Source organism: Shewanella sp. S1-49-MNA-CIBAN-0167, assembly GCF_040310145.1.
Taxonomy (GTDB): Bacteria; Pseudomonadota; Gammaproteobacteria; order Enterobacterales; family Shewanellaceae; genus Shewanella; species Shewanella psychromarinicola.
Genome location: NZ_JBEOPO010000001.1, coordinates 208,987 through 229,549 on the forward strand (window position 1 = coordinate 208,987; position 20,563 = coordinate 229,549).

Consider the following 20,563-nt stretch of genomic DNA (forward strand, 5'->3'; position numbering starts at 1 on the left):
TTTTTATCAGCTGATTTTAAAGAGTGTTATTGAAATAAATCTTCAGCAACATTGTCGATAAAGATATCACCACTTTGCGGTGTTTCGGTGACATATTCTTTGGGTTCTGTACCTTCAACAAAATACTCAAACTGTGTGGTGTGGTCTGTCTTACGTGTTAATTTACCCGTGGCTAAATCAATACGTGCAGAGACAATCCCTTTCGGTGGAATAACCGGCGCTTCCGGGCTACCCGCGAGGGCTTTATTCATAAAGTCATTCCAGCCAGGACCTGCGGTTTTCGCCCCTGCTTCACCACCCGATATTTGATCGGGGTCGCCATTGGCCACCCAGCTTGAGCGACCGAGTTGACGACCAAAATCATCAAAACCAACCCAGAAGGTCGCGGTAAGTGTAGGATTAAAACCACTGAACCAAGTATCTCGAGACTCGTTAGTTGTTCCTGTTTTACCCGCAATATCATGACGTCTAATTAATTTAGACGCTCGCCATGCAGTACCATTCCATCCCGTACCTTGGCTCCAGTCACCGCCGCCCCAAATAACGCTCTTTAACGCTTCAGTGATCAAAAATGCCGTTTGTTCAGAAATGATCCGCTTAGCAAAGCGAGCTTGTGGGTTACTGCAAATATTTTGTTCAACAGTCAGTAAATCGACCTCAGTTTCTTCGTCTAATGTATCTGCTGATGGGCTTACCGCTTGTTGAGATAGCTCTTCAGCCATCGCAGCAAATGGGTCATCAATAGCCACTGGTTCTTCAACAGAAGGCTCTGGTTTACTGCATGCAATAGTCGGTATGGTTTGTTCAATAATGTTGTCGTATGAGTCGGTCACGTGATCGATATAATAAGATTCAACTAAATAACCGCCATTAGCAAAGCTATTAAATGCCGTGGCAACTTGTAATGGTGTCACTGACGGCGACCCTAACGCTAACGATTCATTTCGTGGTAAATCACTCGGATCAAAACCAAACTTCACCAGCTCTTTGATGGTGTCGTCTAAACCGGTATGTCGCATCGCTCTGACCGACATAACGTTAATCGACTGAGCTAAGCCGACACGTAAGCGTGTTGGTCCACCATAAACATCGGGTGAGTTTTTAGGGCGCCACGCTGTGCCCTGACGGGTATCAGGTTTGTTAATCGGTGCATTATTAATGAGCGTCGCCAAGGTATAGTCTTTTTCTAATGCCGCAGCATAAATAAAAGGCTTAATATTGGAACCTAATTGGCGTTTAGCTTGGGTTACTCGATTGAATTGACTTTTGCGAAAGCTAAATCCACCCACGAGGGTTTTGATTGCGCCGTCATGAGGTTCAAGTGAGACGGTTGCACTCGAGACTATTGGGATTTGTGACAATTGCCAATGCTTACCATTATGGCGGATCCACACTTGTTGGCCGGCGGTGAGTATATCGGCTGCTTGCTTTGGTGGTAAGGTTTGACGTTTATCGGAGATAAACTTACGAGCCCATTTTAAGCCTTTCCATTCAAGTGTAATCAGTTCGCCTTTGTCATCTATCACCTGTGCTTGTTGATCTTTTACGCTCAGCACTGCTGCAGGCATAATGCTTTGCATTGAAGATGTGTTTTTTAAAATAGCGACAATCTCATCGTTATTTAGCGGCGTATCCGTCCATAATTCCGTAACCGGACCACGGTAACCATGGCGTTGGTCATAAGCAAAAACGTTATCTCTTAATGACTCCTGAGCCATCAATTGTAAATCCGATGATATTGTAGTGTAGACATTGTAACCGTTGGTATAGGCTGCTTCTTCACCGTATTTCTGGGTCATATATTCACGCGCCATTTCCGAAATATACGGAGCGTATAAATCAATTTCAGCACCATGGTATTTTGCGCTAGAAGGGCTATTGATTGCCGCTTGATATTCTGCTTGAGTAATATTGCGTTTCTCGAGCATACGGCTTAATACCCAGTTACGACGTGATATGGCTCGTTCTTGGTTTCTAACTGGATTGGCTGCAGATGGGGCTTGAGGTAGACCCGCAATCATTGCCATCTCTGGCAGTGTAAGCTGACTAAGTTCTTTACCATAATAGACTTGAGCAGCAGCGCCCACACCATAGGCGCGGTTGCCTAAGAAAGAGCGATTTAAATAAAGCGTTAAAATTTCTTTTTTGGATAGCGCCTTTTCAATTTTTAGCGCGAGGAATATTTCTTTGATTTTACGAATGTATGTTTTTTCGTTGGTTAAGAAAAATCCTCGGGCAACCTGTTGGGTAATCGTACTTGCCCCTTGACTCTTCTCACCTGTCGTTATCAAGATGATTGCTGCGCGGATAATACCAATCGGATCAATACCGTTATGCTCAAAAAAACGTGCATCTTCGGTGTCGAGTACCGCATTGATTAACTGAACGGGCACCTCTTCATATTCTACAGGTATGCGGCGTTTCTCACCAAATTGAGAAATAAGTTTGCCATCGCGGCTATATATACGCAGCGGAGTTTGTAATTGTACCGTCTTTAGCGAATTAACATCGGGTAAATCAGGCAACACATAAAAGTAAGCGGCTGCTATAGCAGCAACTCCCAGTAGTGATAGGCTAAAAAATGCAATTAATAAACGTTTAAACCATTTCACTCGATAATTCCAGAAAATTACAAAATAGTGGCGCTAGTATATAAGCGGGAGAGTTTTTGGTGAAGTAAAACATGAAATAAGTAAATAGTATTTGTAAAATGTTAAAACATCTTATACAAATACTTTTAACGAGTTGATTATGTGCTAATCTCTTAGAAAATAAGAATAGAATTGTGATGACGGACTATGATTTCTAAATTGTGGAAGCGTCAAGCACCTCAAATGGTCGGGATTGATATTGGGTCTCATGAAATAAAAGCCATTTTGTTGAGCAAGACTGCCGATGGATATAAAATTCAAAACCATATGGCCGTTCCTGTTAGAAAGGGAGCGGTTGTTGACCATGATATTCGTGATTCTGAAGCGGTACTTGAATCACTGAGGCAAATCAGACGAGGTTTACCTAAATCGGTCAAATTTGCAGCAGTCGCTGTTTCAGGTTCCGCTGTTATGACTAAAGTCATCTATATGGATGCCGCGTTGAACGAAGAGGAAATGGAAGCTCAAATTGAAATTGAAGCTGACAACCTTATTCCTTATTCGCTTGATGAAGTCAGCATTGATTTTGAAAGGCTTAGCCCGAATATCACCGATCCAACTAAAGTTAATGTGTTACTGAGTGCATGCCGTACAGAAAACATTGATTCACGTTTGGACGCTTTAGATTCTGTTGATCTAGTTGTCAAAGTTGTTGATGTGGAAGCTTATGCCTTAGGGCGCTCTGCAGAATTAATTTATGGTCAGTTACCTGATGGTGCTAAAGATAAATCCATCGCCATGATTGATATTGGTGCCAATATGACCACATTCTCTGTGGTTGAAAATGGTGACACTACGTTTATACGTGAGCAAGCCTTTGGCGGTGAGTTATTCACTCAATCAATTATGTCATATTATGGAATGCCTCATGATGAGGCTGAACAAGCTAAGATCTCTAGCCAATTACCGCGTAATTATATGTTCGAAGTCTTATCACCATATCAGACACAATTGTTACAGCAAATTAAACGAACGTTACAAATATACTGTACTGCCAGTGGACGTGAAAAAGTTGACTATATCGTTTTGTGTGGTGGTACCGCTAAGTTAGAAGGAATGGTTGAACTACTCGGTAACGAGTTAGGCACCCATACCATTATTGCGGATCCTTTCCAAGGTTGTTTACATGCAGATGATGTTATGAAAAGTCAGCTTCAACCTAATATAAGTAAATATATGCTGGCATGTGGTCTTGCGCTAAGGAGTTATGCTCAATGGCGAACATAAATTTATTACCTTGGCGTGAAGAAGCTAGAGAGAAGCAAAAACGCGACTTTATTGGCATTCTAGCGTTAGTTTTTTTAGTGACATCATTAGTTATATATTTATTTCTGGGTTTTCTAGAGGTTGTCACTGATGACCAACGTCAACGCAATGCATATTTAGCAGCGGAAATTAGCTTACTTGATACCCAAATTGCAGAAATTAGAAAAATTACCGAACGTAAAAAAGACATTGAACGTCGAACTGAAATAATTCTCAACTTACAACAATCGCGTAATTTACCTACTCATGTTTTAGATGAATTAGTCCGTATGGTGCCGCCTGGTATTTATCTCTCAAGTATAGAGAAAAAGGGTAGCGTGTTATTAATCGAAGGACGCAGCGAATCGAATAATAATGTCGCTAATATGATGAGAAAGGTTAAAACCTCTGGTTATCTTAACGATCCAAGTATGCAATCGATTGTGACGCAAAATGAAGAGTTAAGGCAATTACAGCGCTTTAAATTACGTGTCACTATTCGTGATGATTCACAAATAACCAATGCTGATGCGAACCAAGGAGCGAGAAAATGAATCTCGACCTAGATCAATTTAATGATATCGATTTTGAAAATATCGGTGGTTGGCCCAAGCTGGTAAAAGTTGTATTTGCTGTGTTTTTGTCTGTGTGTGTTATCGGTGCCAGTTATTATTTGTTTATTTCAGACTCGATTGATGTGATAAAAGTCGAACAGCAGAAAGAAATCCAACTACGTGAAGATTTTGAAACTAAATATCGTTTAGCTGCTAATCTAAAACTGTATCGAGAACAACTAGATATAATGGAAGTGCAGTTTGCCGAGTTGCTTAAAATGCTGCCTTCTGAAAATGAAATGCCAGGTTTATTAGATGATTTAACGTTTGTTGCCACTGACGCGGGCCTTAGAATTAACAGTCTAGATTGGGATGATGAAATCGAACGTGATTTTTATATTGAATTTCCAATAAAGATGTCAGTAGTCGGTGATTATCATCAGATGGGTAATATGGTCAGTGGTGTTGCAAAATTACCTCGAATTGTCAGTCTGCATGATTTTATAATAAAGCAGAATGATGCCGGTGGATTATCAATGGATATTCTCGCCAAAACCTATCGCTTTAAAGAAGGGGCTGAATTAACGCAACAGGCCAATAAGGAGCAGAAATAATGAAGTTTTTGCTTTTATTGTTATCAATGGTGTTTTTATTGAGTGGTTGTATCGGTGATCGCAGCGATTTAGAGTTATTTGTTACTACTACAAAGGCGCAACACGTTGCACGTATACCGCCATTGAAGCAAACACCTAAGTTTGAACATTTTGCTTATCAAGCTGAATTGATGCGCAGTCCGTTTGTTCCACCGTCTAGGGAATTGACTGAAGAGGTGATTGATACATCTAAAGATTGTTTACAGCCAGACTTAAAGCGTCGCAAAGGCCGTTTAGAAACCTATGCATTAGACATTTTAAGAATGCGTGGAACATTGAGTGAAGAGAGTACTATTTGGGCTTTAATAGAATCTAGTGATGGCAATGTTTATCGTATGGGTGTAGGTGAATATTTAGGGCTTTATCATGGACGAATTGCTAAAGTAACGACGCAATTTATCGAAATTATAGAATTAATCCCTGATGGTTCAGGTTGCTGGACTGAAAGAACCAGCAATTTAGAATTATCAGGAAAATAACGTGCGAAGGATGAGTGAATAATGGAATCTTCTGCCGCGATGAAAAAAGCAATAACAAAGTTATTATTTTTTAGAGCGCTCTTAGGCGCAGTTTTATTAATGGGTCTAGTACCCAATGCGATAGCTGCTAATCGTCTTATGGACGTCAAATATCATTCAATGGTTGATCACCAATTAGAATTAGAGTTGATTTTTGAATCATCAATAGTGTCACCGTCTGTTGATTTATCGGCAGACCCGGCAGAAATTATGTTGATGTTCTCTGACACTATTTCTAATTTAAATAAAAACAAAATTCCGGTAAATGCTGTTGGTGTAAAAGAAGTAAATACACAACAACAAGGTGGCAATTTACAAATCATTGTCGCCATGAATAAAGTAAAGCCATATCAAGGTAAAATTGTTGATAATAGTTATCGATTAACCATAAATGATGATGTCTCCGGTCCAGTAGAAGCAAACAATCCATTTGTTAATGGTATTAGCAGTATTGACTTTCGCCGCAATAAAACCGGTGGTGGAGAAATATTATTTAATCTTAGCAATCGTTCTGTCGCGGCAAATGTAGAGCAAGTCGGTTCAAAGCTTGAAATAAAACTCTATAACACAGATATTGGCAATGATTTACTTTACGTCATGGATGTTCAAGACTTTGCCACACCAGTGAATAGTTTTGAAACATTTAAAGATGATTTGACCACCCGTATCTTGGTCGATGTTGACGGTAACTATGACTATAACTATCGCCAAGACGGCAATGTATTTAAAGTTAGCGTAGACAAAGTCGAACGAGTCTCTGTTGCTAAAGAGGCTAAAAAATATAATGGTCGTTCATTGTCACTAAACTTCCAAAACATAGCGGTTCGTACCGTGTTGCAAATTATTGCTGATTATAACAACTTTAACCTTGTGACAAGCGATACGGTTGAAGGTGATATTACCTTGCGTTTAGACGATGTGCCTTGGGATCAAGCATTAGACCTTATTTTACAAACTAAAGGTCTAGATAAACGCATTGAAGGCAATATTTTAATGGTGGCACCGAGTGAAGAGCTTGCCATTCGTGAAAGTAATGACTTGAAAAACCGACAAGAAGTCAAAGAATTAGCACCGCTATATTCTGAATTCTTACAAATAAACTACGCCAAAGCTGTTGATATATCGGAGTTACTTAAAACCACCGATTCAACCTTATTATCATCTCGAGGCAGTGTTGCCGTAGATGAACGTACAAATACGCTATTGGTAAAAGATACGGCTGAGATTTTAGAAAACGTACACCGCTTGATTGAAGTATTAGATATCCCCATTAAACAAGTGCTAATTGAAGCACGTATGGTGACAGTTAAAGATGATGTGTCTGAAGATCTAGGTATTCGCTGGGGCATAACAGATCAGCAGGGTTCTAAAGGCACTTCTGGTACTATTGGAGGTGCAACCAGTATTGCCAATGGTATTATTCCAAGCATTGATGATCGCCTTAACGTGAATCTACCGGCTGCGGCAAGTTCGGCTACTAGTATTGCTTTTCATGTGGCTAAATTGGCTGACGGTACCGTACTCGATTTAGAGTTAAGTGCATTAGAACAAGAAAACAAAGGTGAAATTATTGCCAGCCCACGTATTACCACTTCTAACCAGAAGTCGGCATACATTGAGCAGGGTGTTGAAATTCCCTATGTTGAGTCTGCATCAAGTGGTGCAACAACCGTGACCTTTAAGAAGGCCGTGCTATCGCTTCGTGTTACACCGCAAATCACCCCAGATGACCGGGTGATCCTAGATCTTGAAATTACCCAAGATTCTCAAGGAACAACGGTTGCTACAGCAACGGGTGAAGCGGTTGCGATTGATACTCAGCGTATTGGTACTCAGGTACTGGTCGATAATGGTGAGACTATCGTATTAGGTGGTATTTATCAGCAAAACTTGATTAGCCGTGTGAGTAAGGTTCCTGTGTTGGGTGATATACCGCTAGTGGGGTTCTTATTTAGAAATTCAACCGACACAAATGAGCGCCAAGAGCTGTTAATTTTTGTAACCCCTAAGATTGTTGCTGACAAACGCTAGTTTCTTTCGCCAATAACAACACTAAAAAGCCAGCTATTTAACCGCTGGCTTTTTTATGGCGGTTATTTTTGCGGCGATAATGATCAAACTCGTTAAATATATCATCACTACACGTCACTCCAGTTTGTCAAATTAGCATTTTAAGTGGCAATAATGGCGACCTCATTAAAGTATGATAGTATATGCCTCAATTAGATTGTGTCGTGCCAATCCATGTATAATCTTTGCATTAACAAACATTTAATCGCAAATATTATATTTTTTTTTGGATTTTTAGTATCAGTGACATAATAAAATCATGATAAATAGCTGTGATGACTTGCAAGCGGTAGCCCTTAACTGAGATAATCCTTCGTCAAGTCTCAATAGAGCAAGGTTAAATTATAGGTCGGCTTGAAGTTTAAGTCGATAAGGCATTCTTCCATATAAGATTCAGACGTATACGCAATGGCTGAAAAACGCAATATTTTTCTGGTAGGCCCTATGGGCGCAGGTAAAAGCACAATTGGTCGCCATCTGGCGCAAATGCTGCATTTAGATTTCCACGATTCAGATCACGAGATTGAACAACGTACCGGTGCAGATATTGCCTGGGTGTTTGATGTTGAAGGTGAGGAGGGTTTCCGTCGTCGTGAAGCTCAAGTCATTGGTGATCTTTCAGAAAGGCAAGGTATCGTTCTCGCGACAGGTGGTGGTTCTGTTCAGAGTAAAGATATCCGCAATTATCTTTCTGCTCGAGGTATAGTGGTTTACTTAGAAACAACAATCGACAAGCAAGTTGCGCGTACTCAGCGTGATAAGCGTCGCCCGTTGTTACAAGTAGATGATCCACGTGAAGTGCTCGAAAGCTTAGCGGAAATTCGTAATCCTTTATATGAGGAAATTGCGGATGTTATCGTTAAAACTGATGAGCAAAGCGCGAAGATCGTCGCAAACCAAATTATCGAGCAACTCGGCTTTTAGGTAACAACATGCAACAGATCCAGGTTCAATTAGGTGATAGAAGTTACCCCATTTATATTGGCCAGGATTTGATGAATGATAGCGAGCTATTTGCTCGCTACCTAACAAACAAAAAAGCCTTAATTGTTTCAAATGACACCATTGCTCCGTTGTATCTTCAACAGATACAACAAGCGATGAGCGCTTGCGCGCGTATTGAAACTGTTATTTTGCCTGATGGCGAAAAATTTAAAGATTTACAGCATCTAGATTATATTTTTACTGGATTACTTGAGCATAACTTTGCCCGAGATTCAGTATTAGTTGCGCTAGGTGGTGGTGTTGTTGGTGATATGACTGGTTTCGCGGCAGCGTGTTATCAGCGTGGTATTGATTTTATTCAAGTGCCGACAACATTATTGTCCCAAGTTGATTCCTCTGTCGGTGGTAAAACGGCAGTAAATCATCCACTTGGGAAAAATATGATTGGCGCATTTTATCAACCCAAATCTGTGATTATCGATACGCTTTGCTTACAGACATTACCCGCAAATGAGTTTGCCGCAGGTATGGCTGAAGTGATTAAGTACGGTATTATTTGGGATGCGGACTTTTTTCAATGGCTTGAAGCTAATGTCGATGCATTAAAATCGCTCCAGACTGATGCGTTAAACTATGCCATTGCAAAATGTTGCCAGATTAAAGCTGATGTTGTCGCGCAAGATGAAACTGAACAAGGTGTTAGAGCATTATTAAACCTTGGGCATACCTTTGGGCATGCTATCGAAGCTGAAATGGGCTACGGTGTCTGGTTACATGGCGAAGCAGTAGCTGCTGGTACCGTTCTTGCTGCACAAACAGCCTGTAAACTTAATCTATTAGATGATCAAAGTGTTGAGCGTATTCGTCAGTTGATGCAAGCGTTTGATTTACCTATAACGGCTCCCGAGTCGATGGGTTTTGAGCATTTTATTAAGCATATGCGCCGTGATAAAAAAGTCTTAGGTGGTAAAATTCGTTTAGTATTACCTACGGGTATAGGCCAAGCTGATCTCTTTAGTGAAGTAGGTGAAGACTTACTGAAACAGGTTATTAGCTGCTTATAACTATGCTACATATTCATTATAGTGTGGTGAATCATTGACGACTCCAGGACTATTGTTACTCCCCACTCAAGAAGCGCTAGTTCAGCGTTTGCAGCATATTGCTAGTTATGGTGAACAGTTGTTGGTTATTTGCGGTGACAAGGGGTCGGGTAAATCTACACTGACAGCCGCATTAGCAAGTGAACTGGACGACTATAATTGCGCATTAATCATTTGTCCTCAACACGCAGATAGCGCTGAAATTCGTCGAAAAATTCTGGTCCAATTAATCTCCGCCCCTATTTTTGATGATGAACGTCCTTTAATGGACACTGTGCTTAGGATCCAATCTAGTCTAACAAAGCCGCTGCACATCATTATTGATGATGCCGATTTATTGCCTAAAGATATTTGGGCTGAATGCATTTTGCTGAGTCAAATCCATTGTGCAGGAAAACCTGTTGCAGTAACCGTGACCGTCACGCCCAGTTTTTGGTATACCTTAGTCGCTGAGTTAACTGATGATATACGCGCTAGATTGCTACCCGTCACTATTGAACCTTTATCGGTGCCCGAGCGCGATGGCCTTTATCAGAGTTTATTGCTCCGCAGCGAGCAAGCGCCGTTTATTCCACGTGAAATTATTCATAAACAACTAGAGAAACAGCAGGGTACGCCAGCTGAAGTTGTTCAATTATTAGCGTTAGCATTAGAAGAACCACAAACAGAGAAACCCTCTTGGTCTCTGTCAGTTAAGCTGTTTGTAATTTTGGCTGTTATCTCGGTTTTTGTTGCCATTGGGGCAGCGGTTAATAGTCAATTACCTGTGCCGATTTCAACATCATTAGCACCAACATTGACAGCAGAGCAATCAATCGTACGTGTAAAAGCACAGCAATATGTCGCTCATTTTGCCGACACGACACTGAGTGCTTATTTTGCCAAAAGGCAATTGGCACTCACTAAGTCTACTGCAAATAAACAAGCTCTCGTGTTATTTGACAAGCAAATGGCTGCAGATACCTCGCTGGGTGAGCGTAATATCTCTGACGTTAACGACAACACCGCTCCAGACAATCACAGTGATGTAACGGTGAGTTCATCAATAAAGGGATTATCTTTTCAAGGTAAATTGCCAAAAGCACAGATCCAAGCAGTCGTTCAGCCCAGTGATATTGTTGAGAATGATAATAACCCAAATTTGAAAGTACAAGGTTTCACTTTGCAGCTAGCAAGTGTTAATGACAAAGCATCACTCGCGCCTATTTTAGCTAAAATGGCACAAGAGCCACAGGTTTACGTTATGAGTTACCAGCAACGCTATGTTTTATTATTAGGTGATTTCGATACCGTAACGGTTGCAAACTTAAAAGCTAAAAGTCTTCAGACACAATATTCATTAGCTGCTCCATGGGTTAGAAAGTGGGCAGATTTGAGTGATTATAAGCGACAAGATTAACCGCGTCATATTCAGTTATAGCTAATTAAATAATATGAAAAAACAACATAATTAATCTACTTTATCCGATGATAATTGTCGCTAAACAGCGTACACTTATCAGCTTTAATTTTGCTGGTATAATTCCTATTCATGATAAAAAAGCATAGAGCCTTTCTAAAATGGGCAGGTGGTAAATACAAGCTCGTTGATGAGCTAGCAAAACACCTTCCTACAGGAAACCGACTTATTGAGCCTTTCGTTGGGGCGGGATCGGTATTTCTCAATACTCAGTTTGATGACTACTTGTTGTGTGACATTAATCAAGACTTAATCAATCTATACCAAATTGTTCAGCAACAGCCTGATGCCTACATTCAAGCGGCAAAAGCTATGTTTGTCGATGAGATGAATGATAAAGATGCCTACTACCGTATTCGTGCTGAATTTAATCTCTGCAGTGACCCTTTTATTCGGTCGGTATATTTTCTGTACATGAATCGTCATGGTTTTAATGGTTTATGTCGATATAACCGCAAAGGTGGTTTTAACGTGCCGTTTGGTTCGTACAAAAAACCATACTTTCCAGAAGCTGAAATTCGTTATTTCTCATTAAAAGCGCAACAAGCGACGTTTAAATGTATCAGTTATGAACAAGCCTTTTATATGGCGAATTGCGGAGATGTCATTTATTGTGATCCGCCTTATGCACCATTATCGACAACCGCCAGTTTTACCACCTATGTAGGTCCGGGGTTTAGTCTAGACGATCAAGCATTACTTGCCCGTCATTCTCGGCTCATTGCCCATGAACGCAATATTCCGGTATTGATCAGTAACCATGATATTCCGTTAACACGAGAGTTGTATCGTGGCGCATCTTGTTCAACCATTTCGGTGCAACGTAACATTAGCCCAAAAGGCAGTTCACGCAAGAAAGTTGACGAAATTATGGCGTTATACGATCATCATTATCGTGAAGAAGAGTAGTACTACTGGGATGAGAATATAACAACCGCAGGTGGTTAACTTAATACCTGATTCACGATCAGCATTAATGAAATAACCAAGGCTATAGCTAAGATAATTCCCATGATGATAAAGGGTAACGGGGATTGATTTTTGAAGTCTTTTTGGCGGTTCTGCTCTGTCTGAACGCCAAAAAAGGCCGCTACAGTGCTACTAAAAACTCGCCAAAGTGACATTAGCGCGATATCTGAGTTGGGCTGCCTGAGGTAGGCATATCATTTAAAGGCTTATCTTTGTGGCCGTGGATCAATTCAAGTAAATCAATAAAGTGAAATTGGCTCGAGCGGCTATTACCCGTTACCCAATTACCCCAACTGACATCATCTGATTGCTCAGCACAACGATTTGTAGGGTGACTACTTGGCAAACTAGTATTGTAGCTTGTGGTGCTATCGCATACGCAGGCTTTACTATTAGCAGAATTAGCTTCGGTGGTGAGTAAAATTTGGCTTAACAATAATGCCAACCCCGACGTTGCAAACACAGCAAAAACAGATGCTGGCAATAATTTGCCATCACGCCCTGAAAGCTTGCGTAGTAAGTGCTTAACCATAAAAGGTGTCCTATCCGTGGTATAAACTCGATTGATGCTACAACAGTTGTTAAATCTACTATTAGATCCCTAAGATAACAACATTTTTCATTATAGCAAAGTCGCTTAGTTATTGAACAGTGGTTTCTATTTAAAGAATAGCAAATCCGCCTTATGGTCTAGTTTTTGACTAAATTCTATATTAGATAGTGGTTATTTCCCTTTTGTGACTAGAGGCTTGCGGCCGCAAAGGGTAAAATGTCATCACTTTGATCTGCCAATAGAGAAGATTATGCGCCCATTTTTAATTGCACCATCGATTTTGTCCGCCGATTTTTCCCGTTTAGGTGACGATGTTAAAGCCGTATTAGATGCAGGTTCAGACGTTGTTCACTTCGACGTAATGGATAATCACTATGTTCCTAATCTAACCATCGGCCCAATGGTATGTACGGCGTTACGTAAATACGGTATTACTGCTGATATTGATGTGCATTTAATGGTAAAACCCGTTGATCGTATTATTCCTGATTTTGCTGCCGCCGGCGCTTCAATTATCACTTTTCATCCAGAAGCATCTGAACATATAGATCGCACCCTACAGCTGATTAAAGAATCTGGTTGTAAGGCCGGATTAGTCTTTAATCCTGGCACTCCACTGCATTATTTAGATCATGTTATGGATAAGCTCGATGTCATTTTATTGATGTCGGTTAACCCTGGTTTTGGTGGTCAGTCATTTATTCCCCATACCTTAGATAAACTTCGTCAAGTTCGGGCGCGCATTGATGCCAGTGGTTTTGATATTCGCTTACAAGTGGATGGTGGCGTAAAGGTCGATAATATTGCTGAAATTGCTGCCGCGGGTGCAGATATGTTTGTAGCCGGTTCGGCCATTTTCAATCAACCAGATTATAAAGTGGTTGTTGATCAAATGCGTGCTGAACTCGCTTCGGTATCATAATTTATTTTTAAAGACTTAATGGGACTTTACATGATGCAATGGTCAAAAATTCGCGCAATTGCTTTTGATTTAGATGGTACATTAATTGATAGCGTACCTGACTTAGCCGCAGCAACCAATGCGACTTTAGCGCAAAGCCAATATCCGCCAGTGACAGAAGCACTTGTGCGCAGTTGGGTCGGTAATGGTGCTCAAGTGTTAATGCAACGCGCGTTAAGTTATGTGTCTGCGATGCCGGAGGATGCCCCAGCACTACAGGCATTACTTGAGCAAACCATGCCTCAATTTATGTATCATTATGGCGAGCATTTACAGAAGCATAGCCTTTTGTATCCTGGTGTATTAGCCACATTACAAAAGTTAAAACAAGCCGGTTTCAAACTTGCTATCGTCACCAATAAACCTCACGGTTTTACGGTGTCATTATTAACCGCTTTTGGTCTCGATGGCTTGTTTTGTGAAGTACTCGGTGGTGATTCATTGGCAAAAATGAAACCAGATCCAATGCCGTTGCAACATCTGCTTAAGCTATGGCAGTTAGATGAATCACATTTACTGATGGTAGGTGATTCAAAGAATGATATTTTAGCGGCTAAAGCTGCCAACGTTATGTCTATTGGCTTGACCTATGGCTACAACTACGGCGAAGATATTAGCCTAAGCAATCCCCATGCGGTATGCGAAAATTTTGCTGATATAGAGCAATACTTACTTTCATAATAATGTGAAATTTAAAAAGATAATCTGGAGCAATAAAACACATGACCAAACCCATAGTATTCAGCGGTGCACAGCCATCAGGCGAATTAACCATAGGTAATTATATGGGCGCACTTCGTCAATGGGTTGCCATGCAAGAGAGTCATGATTGCCTATATTGTGTTGTTGATTTACATGCCATTACGGTTCGCCAAGATCCTAAAGCATTGCGAGAAGCCTGCTTGGACACGTTAGCACTGTATCTTGCTTGTGGTGTTGACCCTAAAAAAAGCACTGTGTTTATTCAATCGCAAGTACCGCAGCATACTCAGCTCAGTTGGGCACTAAATTGTTACACCCAAATGGGTGAGTTAAACCGCATGACCCAGTTTAAAGATAAGTCGTTAAAGCATGCCAATAACATTAACGTTGGGCTTTATGATTATCCGGTATTAATGGCGGCGGACATTTTACTTTATCAAGCCAATGAAATCCCTGTTGGTCAAGATCAGAAACAACACTTAGAACTGACACGTGATATTGCCACTCGTTTTAATAATGCTTATGGCGACACTTTTACCATCCCAGAACCGTTCATTCCTGAACATGGTGCTAAGGTGATGTCGTTGCAAGAGCCGCTTAAAAAGATGTCTAAATCGGATGATAATCGTAATAACGTGATCGGTTTGCTTGAAGATCCTAAAGTGATTTTAAAGAAAATAAAAAAAGCCATGACCGACAGCGAAGAGCCGCCAGTAGTGCGTTTTGACCTGGAGCAAAAGCCAGGGGTGTCTAATCTGCTCAGTTTAATGTCAGGTTGCACGGGTCAGTCAATTGCGTCTTTAGAAGCTGAGTTTGAAGGCAAAATGTATGGTCATTTGAAAGTGGCTACAGGCGAAGCTGTTGTTGGTATGCTTGAGCCATTGCAAGCGCGCTTTAAAGAGTATCGTGCTGACGAGGCATTCTTACACCAGGTCATGGCTGAAGGCGCAGAGAAAGCCCAAGCGCGTGCTGCAGTGACCCTTAAGAATGTGTATGAAAAAATTGGGCTTATTGTCTAAGTCATCAGCCAATTTTACCTTTAAGCCAGCAATTTGCTGGCTTATTTTTTGTTTGTTTTTTTGCTTATTGATCCCATCTCTTAACCTGAAAAATAATGCCTATCAGTGGTTTTGTGCTTTGGCCTATCGCCAAGCACAAGCCAGTCAAATCGTGGTGGCGGAATATACCGGATTATTGTTTTGTGTTTTTTTCGGCTGGTTGTTTTTTGATGAATGGCTCGATGGGTTAAGTTGGGTAGGGGCTGGTTTTATTGTATTGCCGTCGCTGATTATCCCTTGGATACAAGCGAAAAGAGGCCAAAAAAAATTCATCGAGCAAAATGCAGGATGAATTTTTTAATCGCTATAAGCCACAATGTACCGCAGGATTAAGATTTGGTGTATTCAAAAACCTTAATCACTTTACGCACACCAGCAGTATTCCGAGCGATTTCAACGGCTAAGTCAGCTTGCTTGCGGTCAATTAACCCAAGTAAAAAGACTTCGCCGTTTTCGGTAATCACTTTTACTCGAGTAATGTCGAGTGACTTTTCATTTAACATGCGGCCTTTCACTTTGGTGGTCACCCAAGTGTCGTTGCTGCGAGTGGTAAACGATGTTGGCGTACCAATACGAATTTGGTTATGTATTTTTCCGCCAATTTGTAACTCTTGCACCACTTTAATAGCTTTATCGCGCAGCATTGAGTTAGGTGCTTGGCCTATCATCAACACATTGTTGTTCATCACAATCGCCGCGATATTGGTTTGATTATTAAGGTCATCATGTTTTGATAATGCGCTAGCAATAACAAAGTCAGCATTAGTATCGCTAATTTGAGTGCTCATGCTGCGCTCATCATTTGCCATCTTGGCACCACTAACGGCGCCAACCATGACCGCACCAGCACAACCCTGCAGCATTGCCAAGACTGAGATGATGAGTATGGCTCTTATCATGCTTGTTCATCCTGTGGGAACAAGGTGCGATCGATGTTATCGCATAAGCAGTGAATAACCAGTAAATGAACTTCCTGAATACGTGCGGTGACGTTTGATGGTACCCGGATTTCTACATCACCCACACTCATCAAGCCAGCCATTGCGCCGCCGTCTTTACCGGTTAGCGCTACAATAGTCATGTCGCGGCTTAACGCTGCTTCCATGGCTTTAATAATGTTACCCGAGTTACCACTGGTCGAAATGGCTAATAAAATATCGCCTGGCTGACCCAGTGCAAAAATTTGCTTCGAGAAAATTTCATCGTAGCTATAATCGTTGGCGATAGCCGTAATCGTTGACGTGTCACAGCTTAATGCAATTGCAGGTAGCGGTGGACGTTCAATTTCATAACGGTTTAATAACTCAGCAGAGAAGTGTTGAGCATCACCAGCACTGCCGCCATTACCGCATGACAGAATTTTATTACCGCCAAGTAAACATTGCACCATCATCTCTGCAGCTTTTTCAATAGGCTCAGGTAATGCTTCTGCAGCATCAATTTTAGTCTGAATCGATTCGGTGAAACTATCTTTAATACGTTCTAACATGCAACAATCCTTACGCTAAATTATGTCTACGTATGTCTCTGATTGGCTTTTTATCGTCGCTCATCAGTTAGACTCGGTAATTTGACTATATGATGCCATAAATCAAGGTTATGGTAATCAGTTGTCGCTTAAAAACAGCCTTGTAGCCAGTTTATTTCATCAATATTCATCGCAATCACATCAAAGCGACAAGGTGGATTCAATTTTTGGCGTTGTAAATAATGATCAGCAGCTAATCTTATCCGGGTGATCTGTTTGCTTGTTAAGGCATTTAAGGCTCCACCAAACTGGTTTGACGCCCTAAATTTTACTTCAACAAACACCCATACATCCTGTTGGCGCATAATCAAATCTATTTCACCAAATGGGTAACGCACATTAGCCTCTACAAACGTCAGACCTTGTTGTTCAAGGTAAGTTCGCGCATGTTGTTCAGCTAATTGTCCGCGGTTCATAGTGGTGTTAATTGTCCTTGGGTATATTGTCCCCAAGACAATTGACGATCAATCACCCCATTAGGATCCACCGATAACGCACCGCTGCGGCCCATAAATTGATATCCTGGGAAAGCGCGCATTTGGGCTAAACGGTTGACCAATTCAAGTGCATCAAAACCCATAACATACAAACGTTTTTGGCTGTTATTCCAACCACTCCATAGCGCTGACACCATTTGCGTTTCGCTACTAGATTGCATTAACCATGGTACATCACTAATCATCAAGTTATTGAGTTCTTGAGCCGACTGCGCCGACTCGTTTTCAAGGCGGCTACGACTAGTGGTATACAAGGCTACGGGTTCAGAGAACACACTAAAGTTAACATCTAAAAAGGGTTTGAGCAGGGCTAAATCTTGTGAACCCGAAATCATGTATATCGCATCAGTATCTTGGCGAGAACGAAAATCTGATTCTACGCTACTGCCCAATAAATTACGCATTCTGCTAATTCGCGCTTGGCTATCTGTAACGCCTAGTGCTTGTTGAACTGTTACCTTCATTTGGTCGCCAGCATCATAATAATACACTTCGGCATCATTACTGGTTAAGGTTAACCAAGTTTGCTTAAAACTGTCAGCCATACGCTTGCCAATGGCATCATTACTTACCAGTAGTAGCGGCAGCTTTACCCCATCACTATAGAGTTTCTGTGCCGCATCACTGGCTTCTTGCGCTGGTGACAATGAAAAATAAAATAAATTTGCCTGTGGCGTAAATGTATCAGTTTGGTTCAAATACAATTGAGGCACAGTGCTTTGTTGTTTGTCGTTAATTTTTTGTAATTCTTCAACTTCATTGGGTAATAACGGCCCAATGATAAACTCTGCACCTTTGGCGACAGCTTGTTGGTAAGCCGCCGTGACGCCTTGCTGAGTATCATAAAAGTTAAGCGACACATTGGTATCAAAATCAGATAAATAGCTAGATAATAATCCTTGGCGAATTGGTTCGGCAATCGCAGCGCGCGGACCCGTTAACGGTAATAAGACGGCAATATTTTGTGGTCTAAAGGGTTTGGCATTCAGTGCTTTTTCTAAATTAGCGGGTAACTTCACCGCTCCCGGGTGATAAGGGTTATTGCGTTGCCACTCACCTAAATAACGCACCAGCTGTGTTGGCTCAACGGCATAACGCTTGGCAATATAGGTTAGTTGCAACCAACCTGCAAAAATCGGATTAGATTGATCACGCATAAACGACTGCACAGTTTCTTCATGCAAAGGCTGTAGCAGTTTCCAAATGACATCATTAACGGCGGCCGTTTCGGATTTTGGTAAGTAATTACTTAATAAGCTGAGTTGCTTTACCTGATCGATGGGCTGCTGAGTATGCTTATACAACTTGGCTTTATATTGGTGATAACTTGCCATTTGCCAGCGTGGTAGCTGCCAATGCGGCGGATACTGTAAAATATCTAATGCGGCTTGGCTGCTATTGGTTTTTTCAACAATGCGGGCGCGCAAGTAAATATGCTCAGCGAGAAGCGAAGGTACCTTCACCATTGGCTTTTGCATTGACGTTAAAACATTGGTGGCAGCATTAAAATTACCATCATTTATATAAGCGTGAGCCGCCAGTAATAAATAACGATCACGCTTTTCTGGTAAACTGCTATTGGTAGCATTAACTAAATAAATTTTAGCCGGATGCTCCGCGGCAACGAGTGATGCGTTTACGTCAACATTATCTTGCTGTTTTTTGGCGGCACAACCTACTACCAATACAGAGAAAATCAACGCACACACGAATTTTGTAGTATTCAGTCTTTTTAACACTTGGCTTCACTCTGGTAAGATGCTGGCACTAGTTTAACCTGCTCTTACGCTTGGCGAAAGTATCAGGTAGATTCATTATCGAGGTAATTATGGACCAAATGGTCGCGCTGTATATTGTTCCCACCCCTATTGGTAATTTTGGCGACATCAGCGCTCGTGCATTAGAGGTGCTGCAACAGGTAGATTTAATCGCCTGTGAAGACACTCGCCACAGCGGAAAGCTGCTGAGTCACTTTGGTATTGAAACCCGTAAAACGGCACTACATGATCACAATGAACGTGACCGAGTGCAATGGATAGTTGAACAATTAGATGCGGGCAAGTCAATAGCACTCATTTCTGACGCTGGCACACCGCTCATTTCAGACCCCGGCTACCATTTGGTTAATTATGTCCGCAAAGCGGGCCACCGAGTGGTGCCTTTACCGGGTGCTTGTGCCGCGATTACGGCCTTGAGTGCATCGGGATTACCGTCGGATCGATTCAGTTTTGAGGGGTTCTTACCGTCAAAAGAAAAAGCCCGTATCGATAAACTTGAATTTCTTAAAGAAGATCCTCGTACACTCATATTTTACGAATCTCCTCATCGTATTCTGTATAGCCTTGCCGCGATTATTGAAGTGTTAGGCGCCGATAGACAAATCGTGATGGCGCGTGAAGTCACTAAAATTTTCGAAACCTTTTTATCTGGCACCGCTGCTGAAGTTTTGGCGATAGTTGAAGCCGATAAAAATCAACAGAAAGGCGAAATTGTCATCATGTGTCACGGCTTCTCATTATCTGATGAAGAAGGTGTTCCAGCGGTCGCGGTCACTACGTTAAAGCTACTCTGTGAAGAATTACCGCTTAAAAAGGCCGCGGCTATTGCGGCACAAATACACGGTTTAAAGAAAAACGCTTTGTATAAATACGGTTTAGAGCTCGATTTATAAAAAGTCCGTTGCTTATGCATTGGTTTGTTGCGCTGCTTAAGCTATAATCCGCGCCGAGTTGGCCAGACAGTTGCCGCGTACGCAAGTACGGGGAGGAAAGTCCGGGCTTCAAAGAGCAGGGTACCAGGTAACGCCTGGGCGGTGTGAACCGACGACAAGTGCAGCAGAGAGGAGACCGCCATTTATTGGCTTCGGCTAAAAATGGTAAGGGTGAAAGGGTGCGGTAAGAGCGCACCGTGCGACTAGCAATAGTTCGTAGCAAGGTAAACTCTACCCGAAGCAAGACCAAATAGGGTCCCGTATGGCGCTGCTCGCGTTGGGACCGGGTAGGTCGCTTGAGCCTGTGAGTGATTGCAGGCCTAGATGAATAACTGTCCACGACAAGACCCGGCTTATCGGCCAACTCACCTCTTTATAATGAAAGGC

General features: G+C 41.6%; 20 protein-coding genes, 1 other RNA gene and 1 pseudogene. 15 read left to right on the forward strand and 7 right to left on the reverse strand.

Annotated features, from left to right (window positions below; genetic code table 11):
* Positions 1-26: 26 nt before the first annotated feature.
* Entirely contained in the window at positions 27-2,612 is a 2,586-nt protein-coding gene (locus AAEZ00_RS00965) for a penicillin-binding protein 1A (RefSeq protein ID WP_335686673.1), read from the reverse strand.
* Positions 2,613-2,798: 186 nt separating this feature from the next.
* Here AAEZ00_RS00965 and AAEZ00_RS00970 point away from each other — a divergent pair, with 186 nt between their 5' ends.
* The 9 genes from AAEZ00_RS00970 (at position 2,799) to AAEZ00_RS01010 (ending at position 12,107) form a co-directional block, all read left to right on the forward strand.
* Entirely contained in the window at positions 2,799-3,878 is a 1,080-nt protein-coding gene (locus AAEZ00_RS00970) for a pilus assembly protein PilM (RefSeq protein WP_124013200.1), read from the forward strand.
* Entirely contained in the window at positions 3,866-4,450 is a 585-nt protein-coding gene (locus AAEZ00_RS00975; protein ID WP_101033066.1) for a PilN domain-containing protein, read from the forward strand. Before AAEZ00_RS00970 ends, AAEZ00_RS00975 begins: the two co-directional genes overlap by 13 nt.
* Positions 4,447-5,064: a type IV pilus inner membrane component PilO gene (locus AAEZ00_RS00980; protein ID WP_335686672.1), complete on the forward strand. Its 618-nt coding sequence runs from the start codon at positions 4,447-4,449 to the stop codon at positions 5,062-5,064. The genes AAEZ00_RS00975 and AAEZ00_RS00980 overlap by 4 nt, the downstream gene beginning before the upstream one ends.
* Complete coding sequence (locus AAEZ00_RS00985) at positions 5,064-5,582, forward strand: pilus assembly protein PilP (protein WP_101033064.1); 519 nt, start codon at positions 5,064-5,066, stop codon at positions 5,580-5,582. Before AAEZ00_RS00980 ends, AAEZ00_RS00985 begins: the two co-directional genes overlap by 1 nt.
* A 21-nt stretch (positions 5,583-5,603) precedes the next feature.
* Complete coding sequence (locus AAEZ00_RS00990) at positions 5,604-7,652, forward strand: type IV pilus secretin PilQ (protein WP_351088064.1); 2,049 nt, start codon at positions 5,604-5,606, stop codon at positions 7,650-7,652.
* A 447-nt stretch (positions 7,653-8,099) separates the two neighbouring features.
* A complete protein-coding gene (aroK, locus tag AAEZ00_RS00995) occupies positions 8,100-8,615 on the forward strand; it encodes a shikimate kinase AroK (protein ID WP_011635865.1) in 516 nt (171 codons plus the stop codon).
* An 8-nt stretch (positions 8,616-8,623) separates the two neighbouring features.
* Entirely contained in the window at positions 8,624-9,700 is a 1,077-nt protein-coding gene (gene aroB, locus AAEZ00_RS01000; protein ID WP_351077607.1) for a 3-dehydroquinate synthase, read from the forward strand.
* A gap of 34 nt (positions 9,701-9,734) precedes the next feature.
* The gene (locus AAEZ00_RS01005) at positions 9,735-11,138 is read left to right on the forward strand and encodes an ATP-binding protein (RefSeq protein ID WP_124013203.1); all 1,404 of its coding nucleotides are present in this window, start codon (positions 9,735-9,737) and stop codon (positions 11,136-11,138) included.
* Positions 11,139-11,270: 132 nt separating this feature from the next.
* A complete protein-coding gene (locus AAEZ00_RS01010; protein WP_124013204.1) occupies positions 11,271-12,107 on the forward strand; it encodes a Dam family site-specific DNA-(adenine-N6)-methyltransferase in 837 nt (278 codons plus the stop codon).
* Between the two features lie 35 nt (positions 12,108-12,142).
* On the opposite strand, the gene AAEZ00_RS01015 is transcribed toward AAEZ00_RS01010, so the two are convergent.
* Both AAEZ00_RS01015 and AAEZ00_RS01020 read right to left on the reverse strand, forming a co-directional pair.
* A complete protein-coding gene (locus tag AAEZ00_RS01015) occupies positions 12,143-12,322 on the reverse strand; it encodes a DUF2970 domain-containing protein (RefSeq protein ID WP_101033059.1) in 180 nt (59 codons plus the stop codon).
* Positions 12,322-12,699 (reverse strand): hypothetical protein, encoded by a 378-nt coding sequence (locus AAEZ00_RS01020; RefSeq protein ID WP_124013205.1) that lies wholly within the window; start codon positions 12,697-12,699, stop codon positions 12,322-12,324. The genes AAEZ00_RS01015 and AAEZ00_RS01020 overlap by 1 nt, the downstream gene beginning before the upstream one ends.
* A 271-nt stretch (positions 12,700-12,970) precedes the next feature.
* Here AAEZ00_RS01020 and rpe point away from each other — a divergent pair, with 271 nt between their 5' ends.
* The 4 genes and pseudogenes from rpe to AAEZ00_RS01040 form a co-directional block, all read left to right on the forward strand.
* Positions 12,971-13,642 carry a ribulose-phosphate 3-epimerase gene (gene rpe, locus AAEZ00_RS01025; protein ID WP_101033057.1) on the forward strand — a complete coding sequence of 224 codons (672 nt, stop codon included), beginning with the start codon at positions 12,971-12,973 and terminating at the stop codon, positions 13,640-13,642.
* A 30-nt stretch (positions 13,643-13,672) separates the two neighbouring features.
* Positions 13,673-14,362, forward strand: a complete 690-nt coding sequence (locus AAEZ00_RS01030) for a phosphoglycolate phosphatase (RefSeq protein WP_124013206.1) — start codon at positions 13,673-13,675, stop codon at positions 14,360-14,362.
* A 41-nt stretch (positions 14,363-14,403) separates the two neighbouring features.
* On the forward strand, positions 14,404-15,402 hold the full coding sequence (gene trpS / locus AAEZ00_RS01035) for a tryptophan--tRNA ligase (protein WP_101033055.1): 999 nt from the start codon (positions 14,404-14,406) through the stop codon (positions 15,400-15,402).
* Positions 15,403-15,502: 100 nt separating this feature from the next.
* A pseudogene (locus AAEZ00_RS01040) lies at positions 15,503-15,733 on the forward strand (DMT family transporter); the annotation flags it as partial.
* 37 nt (positions 15,734-15,770) lie between these two features.
* On the opposite strand, the gene AAEZ00_RS01045 reads toward AAEZ00_RS01040, so the two are convergent.
* The 4 genes from AAEZ00_RS01045 to AAEZ00_RS01060 form a co-directional block, all read right to left on the reverse strand.
* Positions 15,771-16,340 carry a BON domain-containing protein gene (locus tag AAEZ00_RS01045; protein WP_124013208.1) on the reverse strand — a complete coding sequence of 190 codons (570 nt, stop codon included), beginning with the start codon at positions 16,338-16,340 and terminating at the stop codon, positions 15,771-15,773.
* Complete coding sequence (locus AAEZ00_RS01050; protein ID WP_101033053.1) at positions 16,337-16,930, reverse strand: phosphoheptose isomerase; 594 nt, start codon at positions 16,928-16,930, stop codon at positions 16,337-16,339. Before AAEZ00_RS01050 ends, AAEZ00_RS01045 begins: the two co-directional genes overlap by 4 nt.
* 128 nt (positions 16,931-17,058) lie before the next feature.
* Positions 17,059-17,385, reverse strand: coding sequence for a YraN family protein (locus AAEZ00_RS01055; RefSeq protein ID WP_101033052.1), 327 nt, complete (start codon positions 17,383-17,385; stop codon positions 17,059-17,061).
* Positions 17,382-19,205, reverse strand: coding sequence for a penicillin-binding protein activator (locus AAEZ00_RS01060; protein ID WP_351077597.1), 1,824 nt, complete (start codon positions 19,203-19,205; stop codon positions 17,382-17,384). Before AAEZ00_RS01060 ends, AAEZ00_RS01055 begins: the two co-directional genes overlap by 4 nt.
* A gap of 89 nt (positions 19,206-19,294) precedes the next feature.
* On the opposite strand from AAEZ00_RS01060, the gene rsmI reads away from it, so the two are divergent.
* Positions 19,295-20,137, forward strand: a complete 843-nt coding sequence (gene rsmI, locus AAEZ00_RS01065; protein ID WP_101033050.1) for a 16S rRNA (cytidine(1402)-2'-O)-methyltransferase — start codon at positions 19,295-19,297, stop codon at positions 20,135-20,137.
* Positions 20,138-20,191: 54 nt separating this feature from the next.
* Positions 20,192-20,548, forward strand: an RNA gene (gene rnpB, locus AAEZ00_RS01070) — RNase P RNA component class A.
* The last annotated feature ends 15 nt before the right edge of the window (positions 20,549-20,563 follow it).

Bases quoted from the DNA above. Each gene is read 5' to 3' on its own strand.
- AAEZ00_RS00970 (WP_124013200.1), top strand. From the start codon at position 2,799: ATGATTTCTAAATTGTGGAAGCGTCAAGCACCTCAAATGGTCGGGATT.
- AAEZ00_RS01010 (WP_124013204.1), top strand. From the start codon at position 11,271: ATGATAAAAAAGCATAGAGCCTTTCTAAAATGGGCAGGTGGTAAATAC.
- AAEZ00_RS00985 (WP_101033064.1), top strand. From the start codon at position 5,064: ATGAAGTTTTTGCTTTTATTGTTATCAATGGTGTTTTTATTGAGTGGT.
- rsmI (WP_101033050.1), top strand. From the start codon at position 19,295: ATGGACCAAATGGTCGCGCTGTATATTGTTCCCACCCCTATTGGTAAT.
- AAEZ00_RS01050 (WP_101033053.1), bottom strand. From the start codon at position 16,930: ATGTTAGAACGTATTAAAGATAGTTTCACCGAATCGATTCAGACTAAA.
- AAEZ00_RS01030 (WP_124013206.1), top strand. From the start codon at position 13,673: ATGATGCAATGGTCAAAAATTCGCGCAATTGCTTTTGATTTAGATGGT.
- aroB (WP_351077607.1), top strand. From the start codon at position 8,624: ATGCAACAGATCCAGGTTCAATTAGGTGATAGAAGTTACCCCATTTAT.
- AAEZ00_RS00980 (WP_335686672.1), top strand. From the start codon at position 4,447: ATGAATCTCGACCTAGATCAATTTAATGATATCGATTTTGAAAATATC.
- AAEZ00_RS00990 (WP_351088064.1), top strand. From the start codon at position 5,604: ATGGAATCTTCTGCCGCGATGAAAAAAGCAATAACAAAGTTATTATTT.
- AAEZ00_RS01055 (WP_101033052.1), bottom strand. From the start codon at position 17,385: ATGAACCGCGGACAATTAGCTGAACAACATGCGCGAACTTACCTTGAA.
- AAEZ00_RS01020 (WP_124013205.1), bottom strand. From the start codon at position 12,699: ATGGTTAAGCACTTACTACGCAAGCTTTCAGGGCGTGATGGCAAATTA.
- AAEZ00_RS01015 (WP_101033059.1), bottom strand. From the start codon at position 12,322: ATGTCACTTTGGCGAGTTTTTAGTAGCACTGTAGCGGCCTTTTTTGGC.
- aroK (WP_011635865.1), top strand. From the start codon at position 8,100: ATGGCTGAAAAACGCAATATTTTTCTGGTAGGCCCTATGGGCGCAGGT.
- rpe (WP_101033057.1), top strand. From the start codon at position 12,971: ATGCGCCCATTTTTAATTGCACCATCGATTTTGTCCGCCGATTTTTCC.
- trpS (WP_101033055.1), top strand. From the start codon at position 14,404: ATGACCAAACCCATAGTATTCAGCGGTGCACAGCCATCAGGCGAATTA.
- AAEZ00_RS00975 (WP_101033066.1), top strand. From the start codon at position 3,866: ATGGCGAACATAAATTTATTACCTTGGCGTGAAGAAGCTAGAGAGAAG.
- AAEZ00_RS01045 (WP_124013208.1), bottom strand. From the start codon at position 16,340: ATGATAAGAGCCATACTCATCATCTCAGTCTTGGCAATGCTGCAGGGT.